At 32.1% G+C, this 18728-nt stretch carries 18 protein-coding genes and 2 pseudogenes; 14 read left to right on the top strand and 6 right to left on the bottom strand.

Going from position 1 to position 18728, the window contains the following annotated elements:
- The first annotated feature begins 11 nt into the window (after positions 1–11).
- On the top strand, positions 12–1952 hold the full coding sequence (locus tag MHB74_RS12225; RefSeq protein WP_061680405.1) for an AMP-binding protein: 1941 nt from the start codon (positions 12–14) through the stop codon (positions 1950–1952).
- Positions 1953–2267: 315 nt separating this feature from the next.
- Here MHB74_RS12225 and MHB74_RS12230 read toward each other — a convergent pair whose 3' ends face one another.
- A complete protein-coding gene (locus tag MHB74_RS12230; RefSeq protein ID WP_061680404.1) occupies positions 2268–2462 on the bottom strand; it encodes a hypothetical protein in 195 nt (64 codons plus the stop codon).
- A gap of 316 nt (positions 2463–2778) precedes the next feature.
- Between MHB74_RS12230 and MHB74_RS12235 the strand changes: the two genes are divergently transcribed.
- Positions 2779–2994 carry a hypothetical protein gene (locus tag MHB74_RS12235; protein WP_061680403.1) on the top strand — a complete coding sequence of 72 codons (216 nt, stop codon included), beginning with the start codon at positions 2779–2781 and terminating at the stop codon, positions 2992–2994.
- A 166-nt stretch (positions 2995–3160) separates the two neighbouring features.
- Here MHB74_RS12235 and MHB74_RS12240 read toward each other — a convergent pair.
- Positions 3161–3220 (bottom strand): annotated as a pseudogene (locus MHB74_RS12240) (hypothetical protein); the annotation flags it as partial.
- A gap of 567 nt (positions 3221–3787) precedes the next feature.
- Between MHB74_RS12240 and MHB74_RS12250 the strand changes: the two are divergent.
- The 5 genes from MHB74_RS12250 (at position 3788) to MHB74_RS12270 (ending at position 6593) form a co-directional block, all read left to right on the top strand.
- Positions 3788–4144 (top strand): hypothetical protein, encoded by a 357-nt coding sequence (locus MHB74_RS12250; protein WP_061680401.1) that lies wholly within the window; start codon positions 3788–3790, stop codon positions 4142–4144.
- 122 nt (positions 4145–4266) lie between these two features.
- The gene (locus MHB74_RS12255) at positions 4267–4788 is read left to right on the top strand and encodes a GNAT family N-acetyltransferase (RefSeq protein ID WP_061680400.1); all 522 of its coding nucleotides are present in this window, start codon (positions 4267–4269) and stop codon (positions 4786–4788) included.
- Between the two features lie 51 nt (positions 4789–4839).
- Positions 4840–5400: a hypothetical protein gene (locus MHB74_RS12260; RefSeq protein WP_061680399.1), complete on the top strand. Its 561-nt coding sequence runs from the start codon at positions 4840–4842 to the stop codon at positions 5398–5400.
- The gene (locus MHB74_RS12265; protein WP_061680398.1) at positions 5393–6121 is read left to right on the top strand and encodes an alpha/beta fold hydrolase; all 729 of its coding nucleotides are present in this window, start codon (positions 5393–5395) and stop codon (positions 6119–6121) included. Before MHB74_RS12260 ends, MHB74_RS12265 begins: the two co-directional genes overlap by 8 nt.
- Before the next feature lie 13 nt (positions 6122–6134).
- Positions 6135–6593 (top strand): DinB family protein, encoded by a 459-nt coding sequence (locus MHB74_RS12270; protein WP_061680397.1) that lies wholly within the window; start codon positions 6135–6137, stop codon positions 6591–6593.
- Positions 6594–6639: 46 nt separating this feature from the next.
- Here MHB74_RS12270 and MHB74_RS12275 read toward each other — a convergent pair whose 3' ends face one another.
- From MHB74_RS12275 to MHB74_RS12285, 3 genes are all read right to left on the bottom strand, one after another.
- Positions 6640–7656: a D-alanyl-D-alanine carboxypeptidase family protein gene (locus MHB74_RS12275; protein WP_061680396.1), complete on the bottom strand. Its 1017-nt coding sequence runs from the start codon at positions 7654–7656 to the stop codon at positions 6640–6642.
- 181 nt (positions 7657–7837) lie between these two features.
- Entirely contained in the window at positions 7838–8995 is a 1158-nt protein-coding gene (locus MHB74_RS12280) for a sensor histidine kinase (protein WP_061680395.1), read from the bottom strand.
- Positions 8985–9680 (bottom strand): response regulator transcription factor, encoded by a 696-nt coding sequence (locus MHB74_RS12285; protein ID WP_061680394.1) that lies wholly within the window; start codon positions 9678–9680, stop codon positions 8985–8987. Before MHB74_RS12285 ends, MHB74_RS12280 begins: the two co-directional genes overlap by 11 nt.
- A 191-nt stretch (positions 9681–9871) precedes the next feature.
- On the opposite strand from MHB74_RS12285, the gene yqeK reads away from it, so the two are divergent.
- From yqeK to MHB74_RS12320, 7 genes and pseudogenes are all read left to right on the top strand, one after another.
- Complete coding sequence (yqeK, locus tag MHB74_RS12290; protein ID WP_061680393.1) at positions 9872–10480, top strand: bis(5'-nucleosyl)-tetraphosphatase (symmetrical) YqeK; 609 nt, start codon at positions 9872–9874, stop codon at positions 10478–10480.
- Positions 10481–10493: 13 nt separating this feature from the next.
- Positions 10494–11168, top strand: a pseudogene (locus MHB74_RS12295) (DUF3885 domain-containing protein).
- Positions 11168–11905 carry a phosphorylase family protein gene (locus MHB74_RS12300; protein ID WP_081110443.1) on the top strand — a complete coding sequence of 246 codons (738 nt, stop codon included), beginning with the start codon at positions 11168–11170 and terminating at the stop codon, positions 11903–11905. The pseudogene MHB74_RS12295 and the gene MHB74_RS12300 overlap by 1 nt, the downstream one beginning before the upstream one ends.
- 15 nt (positions 11906–11920) lie before the next feature.
- Complete coding sequence (locus MHB74_RS12305; RefSeq protein ID WP_061680391.1) at positions 11921–12556, top strand: SDR family oxidoreductase; 636 nt, start codon at positions 11921–11923, stop codon at positions 12554–12556.
- A gap of 102 nt (positions 12557–12658) precedes the next feature.
- On the top strand, positions 12659–13507 hold the full coding sequence (locus tag MHB74_RS12310) for a GNAT family N-acetyltransferase (protein ID WP_061680390.1): 849 nt from the start codon (positions 12659–12661) through the stop codon (positions 13505–13507).
- Positions 13508–13615: 108 nt separating this feature from the next.
- A complete protein-coding gene (locus MHB74_RS12315) occupies positions 13616–13990 on the top strand; it encodes a hypothetical protein (protein ID WP_061680389.1) in 375 nt (124 codons plus the stop codon).
- Between the two features lie 206 nt (positions 13991–14196).
- Positions 14197–16869: a M4 family metallopeptidase gene (locus tag MHB74_RS12320; RefSeq protein ID WP_061680388.1), complete on the top strand. Its 2673-nt coding sequence runs from the start codon at positions 14197–14199 to the stop codon at positions 16867–16869.
- Positions 16870–17161: 292 nt separating this feature from the next.
- Here the strand turns inward: MHB74_RS12320 and MHB74_RS12325 are convergent, their stop codons facing one another.
- The gene (locus MHB74_RS12325) at positions 17162–18388 is read right to left on the bottom strand and encodes an AraC family transcriptional regulator (protein ID WP_061680387.1); all 1227 of its coding nucleotides are present in this window, start codon (positions 18386–18388) and stop codon (positions 17162–17164) included.
- Between the last annotated feature and the right edge of the window lie 340 nt (positions 18389–18728).

Genomic DNA, 18728 nt, shown 5'->3' on the forward strand with positions numbered 1-18728 from the left:
AGGGGAAAACATTGAAACAAGCAGTTTGGTTTCCAACAGAAGAGTATAAAGAAAAAACACGTTTATATGGTTGGATGAAATCATTGGGATATGAAGATTACGAAACGTTTTATAATAAGTCAATCGAAGAAACAGCTTGGTTTTGGGGAAAAGCTGAGAAAGCGGTAGGCTATCAATGGATGAAACCTTATACAGACGTGCTAGACCTAGAGAATGGTACGCCGTTTGCACAGTGGTATAATGGCGGAACATGTAACGTTGTAGAATCAGTTTTATCCCGCTGGCTTGCAGATGATGAAACAAGAAAACAACCAGCACTTCAGTACGAGGGAGAAAATGGAACCTCAAAATCATTTACATATGAAGAACTTGACAACTGGGTAAGCCGCGTTGCAAACGGTTTGAAACATGCGGGTATTGAAAAAGGCGACCGTGTAACAATTTATATGCCGATGATTCCAGAAACAGTTGTTGCGATGCTAGCTGTTATGAAAATCGGTGCAATTATTTCACCAATATTCTCAGGCTTTGCGTCTGATGCAGTCATGACACGTGTGCAAGCTGCAGGGTCAAAAATGATCATTACTGCAGATGGTTTTTCACGCCGAGGTAAAGTTGTTTCATTAAAAGACGAAGTAGATAAAGCTTGTGAACATTGTCCAACTGTTGAAAAAGTCGTTATCGTGCGTCATGCAGGAAATGACTATACACCGCATAATTATGATTTCTCGTGGAGTACGTTAGAAAAAGAAAAGCCATTTGTACATGCAGAAGAAATGAACAGTGATGACCCATTAATGCTTATATATACTTCTGGAACAACTGGGAAACCGAAAGGAACAGTACATACACATGCTGGTTTCCCTTTGAAAGCTGCATTTGATGCAGGATTTGGAATGAACATCAAGCAAGGTGACCGTGTATTATGGGTAACTGATATGGGCTGGATGATGGGACCATTTTTACTATTCGGTTCTCTTATTAATGGGGCAACGATGGTTATGTACGAAGGTGTTCCAGATTTCCCGGAAGCAGATCGGTTATGGGAGACAGTTGATAAATATGAAATTACACATCTTGGTATATCACCAACATTAATTCGTGCGTTAATGGCAAAAGGTGATGAATATGTGAATAAACATTCACTCAAGAGTTTAGAAGTATTCGCATCAACAGGTGAACCTTGGAATCCAGATCCTTGGATGTGGCTATTTGAAACAGTTGGAAAAAGTAATGTACCAATTTGTAACTATTCAGGCGGAACTGAAATTTCTGGTGGGATTTTCGGAAACGTCCTTATTAAACCAATTGCACCGATTAGTTTTAATGCATCTTTACCAGGAATGGCAGCGGTTGTGCTCGATGATCAAGGTAATCCAATTCGTGATGAAGTTGGAGAATTATGTTTAGAGAAGCCTTGGGTTGGTATGACGAAAAGTTTCTGGGAAGACGATGAGCGTTATGTGAACACATATTGGTCACGTTTTGAAAATAAATGGGTTCATGGTGACTGGGTGATTTATGATGGTGAGCAATATATTATTACAGGACGCTCAGATGATACGTTAAATATTGCTGGAAAACGTATTGGACCTGCTGAATATGAATCTATTCTTGTAAAGCATACTGATGTCATAGAAGCTGCTGCGATTGGTGTACCTGATGATATAAAAGGTGAAGTTTGTCATTGTTTTGTAGTACTAAGGGACAATGTAACATTCACAGGAGAGTTAAAGAAAGAATTAATGAGTTTAGTAAATTCCCATATTGGAAAAGCATTATGTCCAAAAGATATTCACGTTGTAGAAGATTTACCAAAAACACGTAATTCAAAAGTAATGCGACGCGTCATTAAAGCTGCTTACTTAGGAAAAGAATTAGGTGATTTATCATCACTTGTAAATCCTGAAGTAGTTCCGTTTATTCAGGGGTTACAGTCTAGTAAATTATAAAATTAGGAATGAGCTCTATTTAAATAGAGCTCATTTTTATTTTTATAAAAAGAGAAGAGGGAAGAAGTATATTTGGAGTAGAAAAATGATACTAGTATTATTACATATGTCTATACAATGGAGTAATTGAATTTTGTTAAGAATAATAATTTAGTGGAGCGAAAAGTAAAAAATTGGAGATATCCCTTGGGAAACAGGGATTCTGATAGTGAATATGTTAACAATGTATACGGGTTAAATATAAAAGTGTTATTTAAAATAGGAAAAGGGAAAAATTACGTTTACTTATTCTTAAGTTTTTCCCTTTAAAATTTACTATTTGTTCGTTGTTTTATATACATCTGAAATTGGTAAATCCTCAACATGTAAAGATTCAGTACTGTCCTTTTTGTTTGAAACCTGTGCCTGCTGAGATGCTTCTTGCATTTGCTCTTGGGCCTTACTAGGAGTATTCAACGCATCCGATGACACATGATCAAGTTGTTGACTTAATAGATCTTTTTTATCCATGTTATGTAGCTCCTTTTTGAATTTAGATATAAAATGAAGTGTTTTTAAATAGTTACGTGGGTATTATGTATCTTTGAATGGAATTATATACATAAACTATATTGAGAATTTAACTAATAATAAAAATTACTTGTGATGACAAGTTTAAGAAATATAAAGATCATTTGTTCTTAATAAAAGCGTTATTTTAGTAGGTTGTTACGAAATCTGATTTGAAAGTAACATCTCAATGATAAAAAAGAGCACTGTAAATCAGTGCTCATCGTATTAGAAATTGCGTAGTCCTTAAAAATAAAACCATTACGGACAATTCACAATGGTAATAGTGACGCTAGCCATTGTTCCAGGAGAGTCAAGAAGTGAAGCAGTAACGGTTACTGTTCCAGGTCCATTAGCGGCTAGAAATACAGCGGTAAAGTTACCTGAAGCATTGGTAATGACAGCAAGAGGAACCATGAAAGCAAGAGAAGGGTTACAAAATGAAAAACTGACCACTACTCCAGGAGTAGGACTACCGTTTACTAATACTTGACCCGAAAAAATAAAGTATTATTTCCTTGAGTGGATACACATGCTGTGGTTTCGTTAGAAGTCAAGGTAATAGATGCAGGTCCAGCAGGAAGATTAAATCCGGTTGGTCCGGTTGATCCAGTAGAACCGGTGGGGCCAGTAGGGAATTGAAAGGGTTGAGCAGGTGGAAGTATAGGTCCGATAAAACCCGGATTAGGTACAGCAAAGGATAAAAACTCGTCCAGTATTTATCACCTCTAAAAATCGTATTACTTATAGTAAATGTAATGACAGATCAAAGTGAAATGGACAAGCGGTAGTATTTTAACAAATTAAATAAAATAGTTATATGATAGAAAGAGAGATTAGTATGATTCCTTTAAAAATTAAAAGGCGAGTATCATCAAATCGCCTTTTGGGTAATTAACGGTTACTCATTGTTAATATATTAAGTAACTGAAAAGATAAATTGTTATGAAGCTAGGAATACCAGTGGATTTAGCGTTAGGTTTAGTTACACCAAATAAAAAATATAGGTAACTTATAGACGGCTGGTTGAATCTTGGCGAAGAGTAATAGATTAAATATGATTCTTTTATGTGAAGTTCGATTAAAAAGTAGAGTAGATTCAGCTATTGTAGGAAAACGTGGTGTTTCTAAAAAGAATAATTTACGTTTCGATGATTCACAAACTTGGCAGGATAAAGACGAATGTTTAGTACAATTGTTTGTTTTTTTCTTTCTATGTTTTTGCCTCGTACACTTTGAAGCTAGTGGACATACTATATTAATAGAAATGATTAGGGGGTGAGGTATTGGGTTCTCGATTTAATAATTGTAAAAAGAAGTGTAATTGTAAACAGGATGATTGTTGGGATGTTTTCGAAGAGTGTAAAAAAGAACAGAATGAGAAATGTGATGACTCTTGTGTACAAGGAATTAGAGATGAGCTTAAGAAATTAGTTAATCAAACGGTACAAATTAACACAGAGGGACGTACTTATGTAGGTACAATTTCGTCTGTAAGTTGTGACGTCGTTAAGCTTGCAGCTATTCCTGGAGCAGTTGGGGTAATTATCTCGATTTGCAAAATTGAAGCAATTTTCCCTCCTGTTACAACGGTTACTGCTGGGTTTGATTTTAACGGTGTCGATGTAGCAAACAAAGCATAATTATATTATTTTTCTGTAAAGCCATTCTTATGAATGGCTTTATTTTAATTATGTATAAAAGGAGATTATATCCCTTTTATAGAAATAAATTTGAGGTTATAAAAATAGAAAACGTAAGGAGAATGGTAGTGGTCAAACTAGAGCCCTTTAAAAAAACTGATTTTAAGCAATTAATGAATTGGATAAACTCTGAACAATTTTTAATACAATGGTCAGGAAATGCATTTACATACCCATTAAATGAACAGCAATTAGATAAATATATAGAAAGTGCGAATACGTTTGCATTTAAAGTAATCGATGTAGAGAGTAAAGAAGTCATTGGCCATATTTCAATTGGGCAAATAGACAATATAAATAAATCTGCAAGGATTGGAAAAGTGCTAGTTGGTGATATGAAAATGAGAGGACGTTCTATAGGGAAACATATGATGAAAGCAGCATTACAAATTGCATTTGAAGAATTAAAACTACATAGAGTAACCCTTGGTGTTTATGATTTTAATACGTCGGCTATCACATGTTATGAAAAAATAGGATTTGTAAAAGAAGGCTTATTGCGGGAGTCAAAAAAAGTAGGAGAAACGTATTGGAATTTATGGGAAATGAGTATGTTAGAATATGAATGGAGCGATAAAAAATGATAGGTATCTGTAATTATATTATGTTAATTAGATGGGGTATGGTGGGGAATTATGAATAATAAAACGAAAATCATTACAATTGCAGCTGTTTCAGGAGGAGGTAAAACTACTGTTACAGAAAAATTAACTCAAAAGCTAACAAATTCAAAAGCGCTATATTTTGATACTTATCACTTTAAAAACTGTCCTAGTGATATTTGTAAATGGATTGATGGTGGAGCAAATTATGATGAATGGGTACTTACACCATTAATTCATGATATTCAGGATCTTATACGAGATAGTAACGTAGATTATATTATTATAGATTATCCTTTTGCATACTTAAATAGTGAAATGCGACAATTCATTGATATAACTATATTTATAGACACGCCTTTAGATATTGCGATGGCTAGAAGAATTTTGCGGGATTTTAAAGAAGGTACAATAGATGAAATACATAATGATTTGAAACATTACATGACATTTGCGAGAAAAGCTTATTTAGAGGCAATTCATACTGTTAAGCCAAATTCGGATATTGTATTGGATGGATCTTTATCTGTAAGTGAAATAATGAATCAGGCTATAGAGGAACTTGGCCTAAGAGAAGTGATTGTCAATGATTAAATGCATAGAGGAATATGTACAAGTTGAAGATTTTAAAATGTATACGAAAAAGTTCCAAGGAAAGAAGCTGCAGCCAGTCATTATAATGGAGGCAGGTTATGGCGATTATTCAAAGACATGGGATCATATTGCTGAAGAGTTGACGGAATATGGGACGGTACTTACATATGATCGAGCGGGATTAGGGAAAAGTGGGAAGAGTTCCAAGAGAGGTATTAGTTCTGAAATGGTAAAAGATTTAAAGTGTTGCTTAGCGCAATTACAATTGAAACCACCTTATATTTTTGTAGGACATTCTTTTGGCGGTATAAATGCACGTTTATTTGCGACTATTTATCCCGAAGATTTGTTGGGAATCGTTTTGGTGGATTCGACACCAGAAAATTATAAAGAAGCATTTTTACCAATCATGTCTACTGAATTTCAAGAAGCCTACTATAAACAGTTTATATATGAAAGTTCATATGAAGAGTTTACATTTAGTTTAAGTGAAGTAGATAGATATTGTAAATCAATGAATGATATCCCACTTGTCGTATTAGCTGCAGGTAAAAAAGCTTTTTATTCGCCAGATGCACAAATGAAATGGTTGCAATTGCAAAAAGATTTATTACGACTATCAAGCAATAATAAATTTGTAATTGCAGAACAAAGTGGTCACTATATTCAAAAAGATGAGCCATATTATGTGATAGATGCTATTAAGTGGATTATTGGGTAGGGGAGAGATAAATATGTACACTTTATTTCAATACAATTGGCAAGTAAGGGACGACTGGTTTAAGTGGTGTGAACACCTTTCAGAGGAAGAATTATACCGCAAGCGTGTCGGGGGTGTTGGGAGTATTTTAGAAACATTATTCCATATTGTCGATGTTGAATACAGCTGGATTAGCGCACTTCAAGGAAAAGAAGATAATGAACCGAAATTTAAAGATTATCAATCCATCCAAAAAGTGAAAGCGTTATCTGATTTATATAAACAAGAATTAGAAGTTTTTTTGCAGTTGTGGTCATCTAGCCTAGAATGTAAGATATTAAAAGCTTCGTGGACAGATAAAACATATACATATGGTGAAGTTTTAAGATATGTAATTGTACACGAAATTCATCACATTGGTCAGCTATCTATATGGGCGAGAGAGTTAAATCTTCAGCCTGTTTCAGCGAATTTAATCGGAAGAGGACTATAGGCTTACACTTATAGTGTAAGCCATTTTATATATATAAGAAGATTTCCTAGTTGAAATCCTCGGATTTTTTCTGGCGTATATGTAAAAACATTAAAAATGTAATAATGAAGAAAATCAATAATGTTTGTATGATTAAATTTTGAAACTGAAGCAAAACTGTCCAAGATGTAACAGCGTCTTTAAAAGCTTGGAACGCAGAGTATGAGGAAGGATCAAAACCGTACTGTAGTAACTTTTTTGTTTCAATAAAAGTACTGTTTTCATCATCAGCCTCTAAAATTACTGAAATAAGTCTAGTATCTCCTCGTTTTGCTGTACTGACAAAACTATAATTACCATTGGTTGGAAAACTAGTTTGTAAGCCGTCAACACCTTGGAGTTTAATGTTTTTATTAAGGGAATAAATCATTTTATTTGTGTTGAAAACTTTGGAATCCTTGAAGGTAAATTGGTAAGAGGTTAGCTTCGTAATATTCAATACATCGGGAAAATCTTTTACTAATTGTGTTGCTAGTTTAACAACGTCTATTGCTGTTGTAGTTGATTGTTTATTCGTATCGTTATTCATTCCAGTAGCATTTAGAAATGGGGATTGTTGTGATAACTTTAGTTGTGTTGCTTTTTCATTCATTAGAAGTGTAAAGTTATCTTCATTTCCAGCAATGTGTTCTGCAAGGGCAAGTGCAGAACGATTATTCCCTGTCAAAAACAATGCATGCAGTAAATCACGAACTGTCGTTTGATCTTTAGAAGTTACTTGTATAGGGCTCGTTTCTGCTCGGAAAACTTCGTTACTTATTTTTACTAACTCATCTAACTGTATTTTGCCTTCATTCAGTTGTTCCATTGCGATATATTCAGTCATTAATTTAGATAAAGTAGCTGATTGTATAGGAATTTCCTCATTTTTTCTATAAATAACTTCACCTGAATTAGCATCTATTAAAATAGCTGATTTAGCTTGAATAATTGGACCATTTACATAAAGATAAAAATATAAAACAATAAGCGCTGTAATAACAAAAGATAATAATAAAATTGTGAACTTTTTCAGGAATTGCATAAGCGATCCTCCTACTATGACATCAATAATACTATTGTAAAAAGGAATGCTTAATTAGGAAGAAAGAAAAGGTAAAGAATTTCTAAAGAATTATAAAGGATTATTAAATTTTGGATTTTAATGGGAAATAAAAGGTCCAATTTCTTATATGGTAAGAAATTGGACCTAAAATTAAGCTGTATTAACATTTATGTGGTTGTAGTTTTACAGTGAAAGTTGTTTTTTTATCATCACTATATACTTCAATTGATCCTTTGTGCAATTCGACAATACTTTTTGCAATTGCTAATCCGAGCCCAGATCCACCGGTGTTTGTAGAGCGAGATTTTTCAACGCGATAAAAACGTTCAAAAATATGAGGTAAATCTGTACTAGGAATAGGTTGGCCGTAATTTGTTATGTCTATAGTAATCATATTATTGCTTTCATAGGCAGCAAGGTCGATATATCCACCGTCATTTCCATAAGCGATAGCGTTTATAATAAGATTTTCAAACACACGCACTAATTTGTCTCCATCAGCTAATACCATGAGTTTTTGAGATGGGAAAGAAGGGCGACATTCTATATTAGCTTCTTGAACTTGTATGCGGAATTGAACAGTTAATTGTCCAAGTAGCTCTACAATATCAATGGGAACAGAATATAAACTTAACTCTTTATTTTGAACACGTGTATATTCAAACAAGTCATTCATTAATGCATTAAGACGGGTTACTTTATCGTAAATGACTTGTATATAATGGCGTAATTCCACTTCATCTCTATAATTATCATGATGGATTAAATTTACGTATCCAACTATAGAGGTAAGAGGAGTACGTAAATCATGCGATACATTTGTAATAAGTTCACTTTTTGCTTGTTCAGCCTGTCTCTCTTCATCAATTGAGACTTTTAATTGTTCAACAATCTGATTTACTCCGGTTGCTAACTCTTCCAGATAATTATGATTTACGATAGACACTTTATGATTGAAGTTTCCATCTGCAATATAACGAATTTCTTCTATCATTTTTTTAATACAAGTTTCATAGTAAATCTTTCTTTCATGACGATAAAAAATGTATAGGTAGGATGAGAAAATAGAAAATAAAAACAAATAAGATACAATCATCATCCATAGAGATTCCTTTATTCCTTTATATTTTTCATATCCAAAAATTCTAATGAATTCTTTTCCGAGCTCGCTTAACGTGAGTGAACTTTCAATTACACTTGTAACAAGGCGATATATAATTAATTCAGTAATAGGAGTAAGTGTAATAGCTAACATAAACCAAAAAATCAACTTCCATTTTGGGATATCTTTTAATATATCAAATGCTTCATTTCTCAATTTTATAGCCTACTCCCCAAACAGTATGGATAAACTTCTCTCCATTCATTCCTGTTTCAAGTTTATCTCGTAAATTACTAATGTGGACCATTACAGTTTTATTTGAGCCATAACCATCTTCATTCCAAACGCGTTCAAAAATTTCTTCGGAACTAAATACTCTTCCGGTATTACTCGCAAGTAAATATAAAATATCAAATTCAATAGATGTAAGTTTAATATATTCTCCATTTACTTTAACAGTATGATTATGTTTGTGTATTTCAGCAGAACGAATACGAATAATACCATCTTCATTCTTGGGGGAAGTGGCATTTTGGAAAGACGATCTTCGTAATAAAGCTTTCACTCTAGCTACTAATTCTAATGGATTAAATGGTTTAATCATATAATCATCTGCACCTGTCATAAGACCTAATATTTTATCCATATCTTCTGCTTTTGCACTAAGCATAAGAATAGGTACAGTATTATTTTCACGCACTTCTTGGCAAACTTCTAATCCGTTTCGTTTTGGCATCATTATATCCAGAACCATAAGGTCAACTTCATATGTAGAAATCATTTGTAATGCCTCATCGCCATCATATGCTTTATAAATGTTATAGCCTTCATTTCGCAAATAAACAGCAAGTAATTCAACAATTTCTTTATCATCATCAATAATTAATATATTTTTATTCATTATGTAGTTCCTTTCCTAACAAATCATTAACATTACTATAATATCAAACATTTATGTATTTTGTAGCAATGATTCCACATAAAATTTCATGTAACGTATAAAAAGGGATTAAAACATTCGTAACGAATACAAAGAAGAAAGATATTTGAATAATGTATTATACTGAAAGTGAAGAATAAGGGGGACTTACTATAGTATATAAAGAGATTTATTCATTTACTCCAACTGGAAAAATTGAAAATGATATAAAAGCTTTTCTATTAAAATACAACAAAGAACTTACATATAAACATTCAATTCGGGTGGCAAATGAAGCTCGAAAAATTGCGATTAAGTATCATGAAAACGAGGAAAAGGTAGCGATTGCAGCATATTTACATGATATTAGTGCAATCTTTCAGAATGAAGAGCGGATTGCAGTTGCTGAACAATTTAGAATAGAGATATTACAAGAAGAACGAGACTTCCCGATGATTATTCATCAAAAACTGTCGAGAATAATTGCAAAAGAGATATTTAGAGTGGAAGATGAAGAAATTTTAAATGCAATTAATTGTCATACTACACTACGTAAACATGCAACGAAGATGGATTTAGTGTTATTTGTTGCTGATAAAATAGAATGGGATCATAATGGGACACCACCATATTTAGTAGATGTAAAAAAAGGATTAGAAAAATCTTTAGAACATGCTGCTTTCGTATATATTTCATATTTGTGGGATAGAAAAGAAACGTTGAAAGTTGTACACCCGTGGCTAGAAGAAGCATATTGGCAGTTAAAAGAAATTATAGAGTAGAAAGGAATTAAGTATGCAATTAAAAGAATATATGAATCAAACATTTCCTGGGGTTACATTAGTACCCCATATATACTTTCAGTGGGACAATCATTTACATTTTCATTTTGGGAAAGGGAAAGGCCTATATGTAGAATGAACCGAAGATGTAAATAGGGAATACTTTATTCAACTTTATACATATAATAAATACTTATTTGAAGATATATTTTCAAAAGAAGATGAAGTCTTTTTAGTAACAAATGTTTATCGATTTAAAAAGGAAGATATGAAAAATTCGCAGAAAATAAATGTATACAATAAATTTATTAAAAAGAGGGATTTAAAGTTCCAAATAAACCAAGAAACGTTAGCCTTTCTATTTGAAGATGAAGAAGCTGATTTATATTGTACATATCAATTTTCGTTAAAATGCCTTGCGGAAGATATTAAATACCAACCACTTATTCAAGCTGCAAATCATGAAGATTTTCCGGGTCTTTATCCTCGTTTTGGATGCAAAAAAGAAATTTTTTATCCAGATGTATTTCTTGTAAATGTATCGAAAGATATTATCATATTTATTTACGATGATAGAGGATGTGAAGTCATTGCGAAGAATAAAGAAACAATACGAAATTTATATGAGAAATATAAAGAGTGGATTCCAGATTATGAACGAGAAAGTATAGATAAATTATTTACATGATAACAATAGGGGAAGTGAAGCGTGTAATGAAACGTATTGCAATCGTATCCGCATGGGAACCAGAACTTACATATTTGCATCAATTTTATCCAAGTGAGCGCATTGAAAAAAGAGCAGCTTGGGAATTTCATTTTCATTATATAAATAATTTGGAAGTTATCTCCGTTATAACTGGAGTTGGCAAAGTAAGTTGTGCAAGTTGTGTACAATTATTAATTAGTGAGTTTCAGCCAGATGAGTTGTTTATGACAGGGATATGCGGAAGTTTATCAAATAAGGTGAAAAATGGTCATATTGTAGTAGCCCTTAATGCAATACAACACGATGTTACTGCTGCTGGTTCGGGGGAAGATGTTTTTAATTTATATAATGGTAGAACAGCACCTATTGAAACAACAAAGTCAATTGTAAGAAGAATAAAAAAGATGCGATCATATGAACCGATTCATTTCGGTACATTTTTATCTGGAGATCAACGTATCCGTAGTTCAGAAATGAGATATTTACTCCATACTGTATATGGAGCATTAGCGGTTGATCAAGAGGTAGCAGCATTCGCTTATGTATGCCAAATCAATAACAAGCCTTTTCTATGTTTAAAAGCTGCTTCAGATCAAGCAAATGATAAAACGAAAGAGGAACAAAAAATCTTTAAAATGTTAGCATGTGAACGAGCCTGCGAGCATTTAATTGCTTTTTTACGAGTGTATGAGATTAATGTAGTAAATAATAGATAGTTAGAGGGGTTAATATTGGAAAGTACAAATAGAATAGCTATTCTAGGCGCAAATGGAAAAGCCGGGAAATTCCTTGTAAACGAAGCGTTAGAAAAGGGATATCAAGTAAAAATATTAAAAAGAAATTCTAATAATATCAAAATAACAAATGAAAATTTAGAGATTATTAATGGAGATGCACGTGATTTTTCTTCAATACGGAAATTACTTAAAGGTTGTCGAGTTGTAATAAATGCGGTTGGTCAACCAAAAAATGAATCTTATATTTTTAGTACAGTAACGAAGCATATTTTAGAAGCAATGAAAGAATTTGAAATAAAAAGATATATACTGATTTCTGGAGGTTCTTTAGATGTTACAGGAGATCAAAAGGGAATTATAAATAAAATAGGAGCTACCTTGTTTAAAGTATTTTTATCAAAGATGATGCAAGTTAAATATAAAGAATTGCAAATTATTCAAGGTAGTGATGTAGATTGGACAATTGTTAGATTACCATTTGTTATGGAAGGGAATGGTATTGGAAATATAAAAGAGAGTTTAGTAGATATGCCAGGAATCAAAATTCAAAATAGTGATATTGCACCGTTTGTTATAAAACAAATTAATAGTGAGAGATATGTAGGAAAATGCCCGTTTATTTCAAATTAAATGGTAGAACTGAAAATTAAAGAATGATGGGTAGAGTGGAACTAGTACATTTTATGTATTTGAATGTTAAATTTAACACGAGTAAGTGGGGGATAATTTTATATGATCCAATACAAAAGATGCAGTGAAGTAAGTATAGATTTAGTGTATGAAGCTTTTAAAGATGGATTTTCAGATTACATTATTAAAATGGAAGTTTCAAATGAAGATTTTATAAATAGATTTTTTGGACCAGAAGGGAATTCACTAAAACATTCCTTTCTTGCTTTAGACGATAATAAATCTGTTGGTGTAATACTTGGCGGGATAAAGGATTATGAAAACATAAAAACAATGCGCTGTGGAACATTAGCGGTTCATCCTAATTACCGCGGTATTGGTGTGAGTCAAAAGTTATTTGAACTGCATAAAGAAGAGGCGCTTCAAAATGAGTGTAAGCAACTTTTTCTTGAAGTTATTGTAGGCAATGACCGAGCGATTCATTTTTATACGAAATTAGGCTATGAAAAAGTGTACAATCTATCTTATTATAATTTAAAAGATATGACTGAAATAATAAATAAAGATTGCAAGGGAATTGAAGTGAAACAATTAGATTTTCCATCTTTTAAACTTGAAGTTCAGAAATGGTTACACTTCCATATAAATTGGCAAAATGATATGGATTATATCGAAAAAACAAATAATACATTTTACGGCGCATATGTTGATAATGATTTAAAGGGTGCTATATGTGTGAATGAACAAGGTAAAATTAGTTTTCTTTTCGTAGACAAAGACTATAGAAATCGTAATATTGGATCAAAATTATTACAAATAGCAAGAGATGAGTTGAATGTAACAAGTTTATCAATTGGGTTTCCAAACAACAATTTACTAGAAGGATTTTTAAAGAAAACTGGATTTGAAAAGAATTCTTTAGCACAATATGAAATGTATGTTTTGATATAAAAAGCGGAAGGAGTTATTCTTACGCTTTTTATTTTTGTACTATATTGATATTTTACTTTGTATAATGTTCTTTTTTTATGTAGAATAGATAGGATGGGAGGGGATGAAATGAATAATGGATTAAAGTTTAAGATTTTTGAATTACATTGTTTCGTTCAAAAAACTTATTCTGATATTAAAACAGCATGTGATATTGCTATTTATCAAGAAAACACTTCTAAATATTTAATTTCATTAGGATTTTTAAATAAATCATATATGACTTATATAGAATCAAAAAGATTTTATCGTGAAAATGAAGAACTTGTAAGTGTAGAATTTGATAATTTCTTTGATACATATGATAAATTAGAAGAGGAATTAAAAAAAGTTATTTCAACTGAAGATAAGAATCCTTCATTGCTACATAGCAGATTTGATCAGTTTCAGCAGAAAGTTGAAAATATAAATGACCTAATAAAAGTAATGCAAAATGCTCGTTAATGAATGCTTTTTCTTTTTATATAGAAATTATGCATTAAAAATATATTAGGGATATTACATATCGAAGGGATGACTTTTGTTTGCTACAGAAGTCATCTTTTTATAATATAGCTTTACGTAATGTGTCGTACTTTTTATTCTTCTAATTTTGATAGGAATACATTTAAGCAGTTTCATATTTTAGGGAATTATACGAGGGAAATAACATGAAAAATAAAAAAGAAATAGCTATAGTTGCATTAACAACAGGATTAGCCTTAACAACTGTAACACCATATGGAATAGGTTATGCAGAGGAAAAGGATCCAATGCAAGTTGAAATTCAAGAGGATTCGTTTCGTACAGGTGAACTTACACACCCATCACAAAAGACGCCTGAGAATGTAGTGAAAGATGCACTTAAGGAAAAGACCGAGCATGCTTTGTCTCCAAAACAAGTTAGTGGAGACAAAGGGGTAGATTACAAGGTTGTTCAAAAACGTGGGGCTTATGATGGGACTACACTTGTTCGTATGCAACAAATATATGAAGGAAAAGAAGTGTATGGACACCAATTGACTGCTCATGTAGATAGAAAGGGTATTATAAAAAGCGTTTCAGGAGAAAGTGCACAAAATTTAACACAAAAATATTTAAATAATCCCATTAACTTGTCAAAAGAAGAGGCAAAACAATTTATTTATACGAAGTACGGGAATGATATTACATTTATTTCTGAGCCAGAAGTCAAGGAAGTTATTTTTGTAAATGAAAATAATGGGCAGGCTAGCAATGCATATCAAGTTACATTTACGGCTGCAACACCAAACTATGTATCTGGAGCTTATTTGGTGAATGCTAATAATGGAGATATGTTGAAAAATATGGTGCAAGAGTCAGATTTAAAAATAAGTGAAGAGCATGTTAAATCTATTGAGGAGAGTAAAAAAAGCAATGTCAAATCATTAACCGGAACAGGTAAAGATGATTTAGGTATAATTCGCACATTTGGTATTTCTGAACAAAGTAATGGGAAATATGCGCTTGCTGATTACACAAGGGGGCAAGGAATTGAGACATATGATGTAAATTATAGAGATATTACTTTTGAAAACAGATATTATCCTGGTATATTAGCAACTAGCACTTCAACAATATTTAATGATCCAAAGGCGGTAAGTGCTCATTTCTTAGCAACAAAGGTATATGATTTTTATAAAGATAAATATAAACGTAATAGTTTTGATAATAAGGGGAAAAAAGTAGTATCAGTTGTACATGCATGGGATTCTGGAGAAACAGATGAACCTAAAAATTGGGAGAATGCATTTAGTGCTAATATTAGCGATGTTAGTATGCTAATATATGGTGATCCAATGGTGAAAGCGTTTGACATAGCGGGCCATGAATTTACACATGCGGTTACATCTAGCGAATCTAATCTTGAATTTTCCGGAGAATCTGGGGCAATTAATGAGGCGTTATCTGATATTATGGGAACGGCTATTGAGAAATACATAAATAATGGGGAATTTAATTGGACAATAGGAGAGCAAACTGGATCAGTTCTTCGTAATATGAAGAATCCATCTGCAGTCAAATTTATTAATGGATTACCGTATCCAGATGATTATAGCAAATACAGTGATTTAAACGGAGAAGATAATGAGGGTGTCCATTTCAACTCAAGTATTATTAATAAAGTCGCGTATTTAATTGCACAAGGTGGAACTCAGGATGGTGTAACTGTAAATGGTATTGGTGAAGATAAAATGTTTGATATTTTCTATTATGCAAATACAGATGAATTGAACATGACTTCTAATTTCTCTGAATTAAGAATAGCGTGTCTGAAAGTTGCAACAAACAAATATGGTGCGAACTCAATTGAGGTTGAAGCGGTCCAAAAAGCTTTTGATGCAGCAAAAATTAAAGGAACAGTGAAAGAAAACGAAAAAACTGCAGAAAACCAACTCCCTGAATTAACTGTACCTCTTACAATTACACTGCGTGTTGGTGATACGTTTGACCCGATGAGTAATGTAAAAGCTGTTGATAAAGAAGATGGTGATTTAACAAATAAAGTAAAACATAAAGGTGATGTAGATACTTCTAAACCAGGTACATACATTGTGGACTACTCGGTCGTTGACTCTCAAGGGGCGAATGCAACGGCTACACAGGCGATAATTGTAGAGGGTAATGGAGAAACATCAGATTTAAACCCTACATTAACAGTGCCTACTGCAGCGACAATCCACATAGGAGATTCATTCGATCCTATGGCAAAAGTATTAGCTATTGATAAAGAAGACGGCGATCTTACTTCTAAAGTAAAAGTTAATGGTGAAGTAAATACTTCAAAAGCCGGTACTTACGTAATAACATACACAGTGACAGATTCTAAAGGTCATAAAGTAACTGCGAAACAAACTGTAACGGTCAAAGTTAGAGATGAAGTTAAAAATGAAATACCAATACTTAAAGTACCTGCTACAACTACAATTACTGAGGGAGATCAATTTGATCCAATGGTAGGAGTATTAGCTACTGATAAAGAGGACGGTGACGTTACTTCTAACGTAACGTATGAAGGAACTGTAGATACCTCTAAAGCTGGTACTTTTAAAATCATATATAGTGTCAAAGATTCCGTAGGTAATGAGGTTCATACAATACAAAAAGTATTGGTGAAAGATAAAGACATTAGCAAAGCTAATGGCCTTACTAATAACAATAATATCCCGAACAACAGTAATTCCGATAAAAAAGAATCTACATATAAAGAACTTCCAAACACGGGTGCTAGTACAACTAACAGTGCAACAATGGGCATTTGGATGATTATTGCAGGTACAGTACTCACTTTCGTTCGTAAATTTAGAAAGATACAAAAATAATAGTAGGATTTATTTCTCACACAATAATTATTAGATGAATTTTTTACTTAATAAGATTTTAGTATTTAAGTGGTGTATTTTGCTTCTATAAAACTTTGCATTTGGACGCTATTTTGCCTACAGACCTACATTACATATAAAGCACGTTACTATTCTCATTCAAATAAAAGAATAGTAACGTGTTTTTTTGATTTAAAAATAGCCTAAATTCAAAAGGTCATGAATGTGGAAGTAATTTTAATCTGCCATTGATAAGTTACTAAAAACACTTTGTTTTAATGAAAGTTTAACTCTATATGACAACATGGGATTTTCGGTATTTACCAGGTGTTTCGTTAGTGAATTTTTTAAAAATTTTAGTGAAATAGCTTTGATCACTAAAGTTGAGCGAAGCACATATGTCTGATAAGGGATAGGTTGTGAAAGTTAATAATTTTTTTGCTTCTTCGATTCGTTCACGTTGAATGTACTCAATTAATGAAATACCGACTTCTTTTTTGAATAATATAGATAAATAATCTGAATTTACGTTTGCAAATTTAGCAAGTTGTTTAACAGATATTTGATTGTAAATATTTTTAAAAATATAGTTTTTGCAAATAGCGATAGTCTTTGAGTGTTTCTGTACTTTTTGTGCTTTTACATGGTCTGCAAAAGTACAGAAAACATTTCTTAATAAATCCCAAACAGATTCCGTGTCTTTTAAATCTTCTGTCTTTTGGATGTGTAGATCGTAAATCTTGTAAGCAATCCCGGAAGGAAGTCCTCCTTTTATAGCATATCTAGTTGCAAGAGTGATGGATGAAATACAAATGTTTTTATGACGTCTTAATTGATGGAATGAAGATAAGGATGAAAGAGTCTCTTGTTGGAATTCGTAATAATATTTGAGTACGCTTTCTTTATCCCCGTTTTCTATAGCTCCAAGTAGTTGGTTCTCTATATACAAATTATGACAGATAGCTTCGTTTTTTTGCATTGAAATATATACACCCTCGTTTAAGATACTGCTATGACTTACATGAAATGAGTCACTGTTATTTGAAAAGGTACTTACATCTGAATTTTTTTTATAGAGAATGTTATAGAACAATATTGCTATATTTACAAAGAAATTTTGATCTTTGACTGACAATGAAAAATAATGATCTCTTGTTCTTTTATAATTCGAAATAAAATTAAGGTTACTATCCGCTTTACTTGTAGAAAAATTTACATGTGTCAAGGGCCCAATAATAACACTACCGTTCACCATATAATGGCTCTTTATGTGAATTAAAATGAAGTGCCCTAAATATTGGTGAGTTCTGAAGATAGGTGAATTATTTGAATCATTTTTTTGAAAAAGCACATGTAACTGTTCTATTTTTGATTTATAGAACGAATGTGAATCATCTTTTGATGTAAACTCTAAAAGAATATTTTTGTTACAATCTAAAAAACAAACTGGAATTTCAAAAGATTGGAAAAACATATTACAAATGTACTCTATCTCAACTAGACTGAGCTTTTTAGTCATATTATTCCTCCTTACAGTTGTGTGTAATAGTTGAATGTTTATATATCCCCTTTTTTCATAAGTAGAAACGGAAAAACTTTATCTATAAAAATTATAAACTTCTAAGAATAATACCATAATTTAACATGAATAGCACATATTATTTGAATATACAGGTAATAGTTTTAGAGAGTAACGTAAAATATGAATTGTCACACTTATTCGTTGTTCATTGCTTATATGTATCAAAAATGATTAAGATTGGATTTTAAATAGGGATAGGAAGGGAGAGATCAATGAATTGAAGTTAAGTTAAGTAATTATTGGGAATTTGCGATAGAAGTTAATATGTAACGATTTT

Origin of the sequence: Bacillus sp. FSL K6-0069, assembly GCF_038007785.1 — a bacterium.
Taxonomy (GTDB): Bacteria; Bacillota; Bacilli; order Bacillales; family Bacillaceae_G; genus Bacillus_A; species Bacillus_A mobilis.

Coding starts and splice junctions, on each gene's coding strand:
- MHB74_RS12230 (WP_061680404.1), bottom strand. CDS start 2,462: ATGGATAAAAAAGATCTATTAAGTCAACAACTTGATCATGTGTCATCG.
- MHB74_RS12235 (WP_061680403.1), top strand. CDS start 2,779: ATGGTAATAGTGACGCTAGCCATTGTTCCAGGAGAGTCAAGAAGTGAA.
- MHB74_RS12255 (WP_061680400.1), top strand. CDS start 4,267: ATGGTAGTGGTCAAACTAGAGCCCTTTAAAAAAACTGATTTTAAGCAA.
- MHB74_RS12260 (WP_061680399.1), top strand. CDS start 4,840: ATGAATAATAAAACGAAAATCATTACAATTGCAGCTGTTTCAGGAGGA.
- MHB74_RS12265 (WP_061680398.1), top strand. CDS start 5,393: ATGATTAAATGCATAGAGGAATATGTACAAGTTGAAGATTTTAAAATG.
- MHB74_RS12270 (WP_061680397.1), top strand. CDS start 6,135: ATGTACACTTTATTTCAATACAATTGGCAAGTAAGGGACGACTGGTTT.
- MHB74_RS12275 (WP_061680396.1), bottom strand. CDS start 7,656: ATGCAATTCCTGAAAAAGTTCACAATTTTATTATTATCTTTTGTTATT.
- MHB74_RS12285 (WP_061680394.1), bottom strand. CDS start 9,680: ATGAATAAAAATATATTAATTATTGATGATGATAAAGAAATTGTTGAA.
- MHB74_RS12310 (WP_061680390.1), top strand. CDS start 12,659: ATGATCCAATACAAAAGATGCAGTGAAGTAAGTATAGATTTAGTGTAT.
- MHB74_RS12315 (WP_061680389.1), top strand. CDS start 13,616: ATGAATAATGGATTAAAGTTTAAGATTTTTGAATTACATTGTTTCGTT.
- MHB74_RS12320 (WP_061680388.1), top strand. CDS start 14,197: ATGAAAAATAAAAAAGAAATAGCTATAGTTGCATTAACAACAGGATTA.
- MHB74_RS12325 (WP_061680387.1), bottom strand. CDS start 18,388: ATGACTAAAAAGCTCAGTCTAGTTGAGATAGAGTACATTTGTAATATG.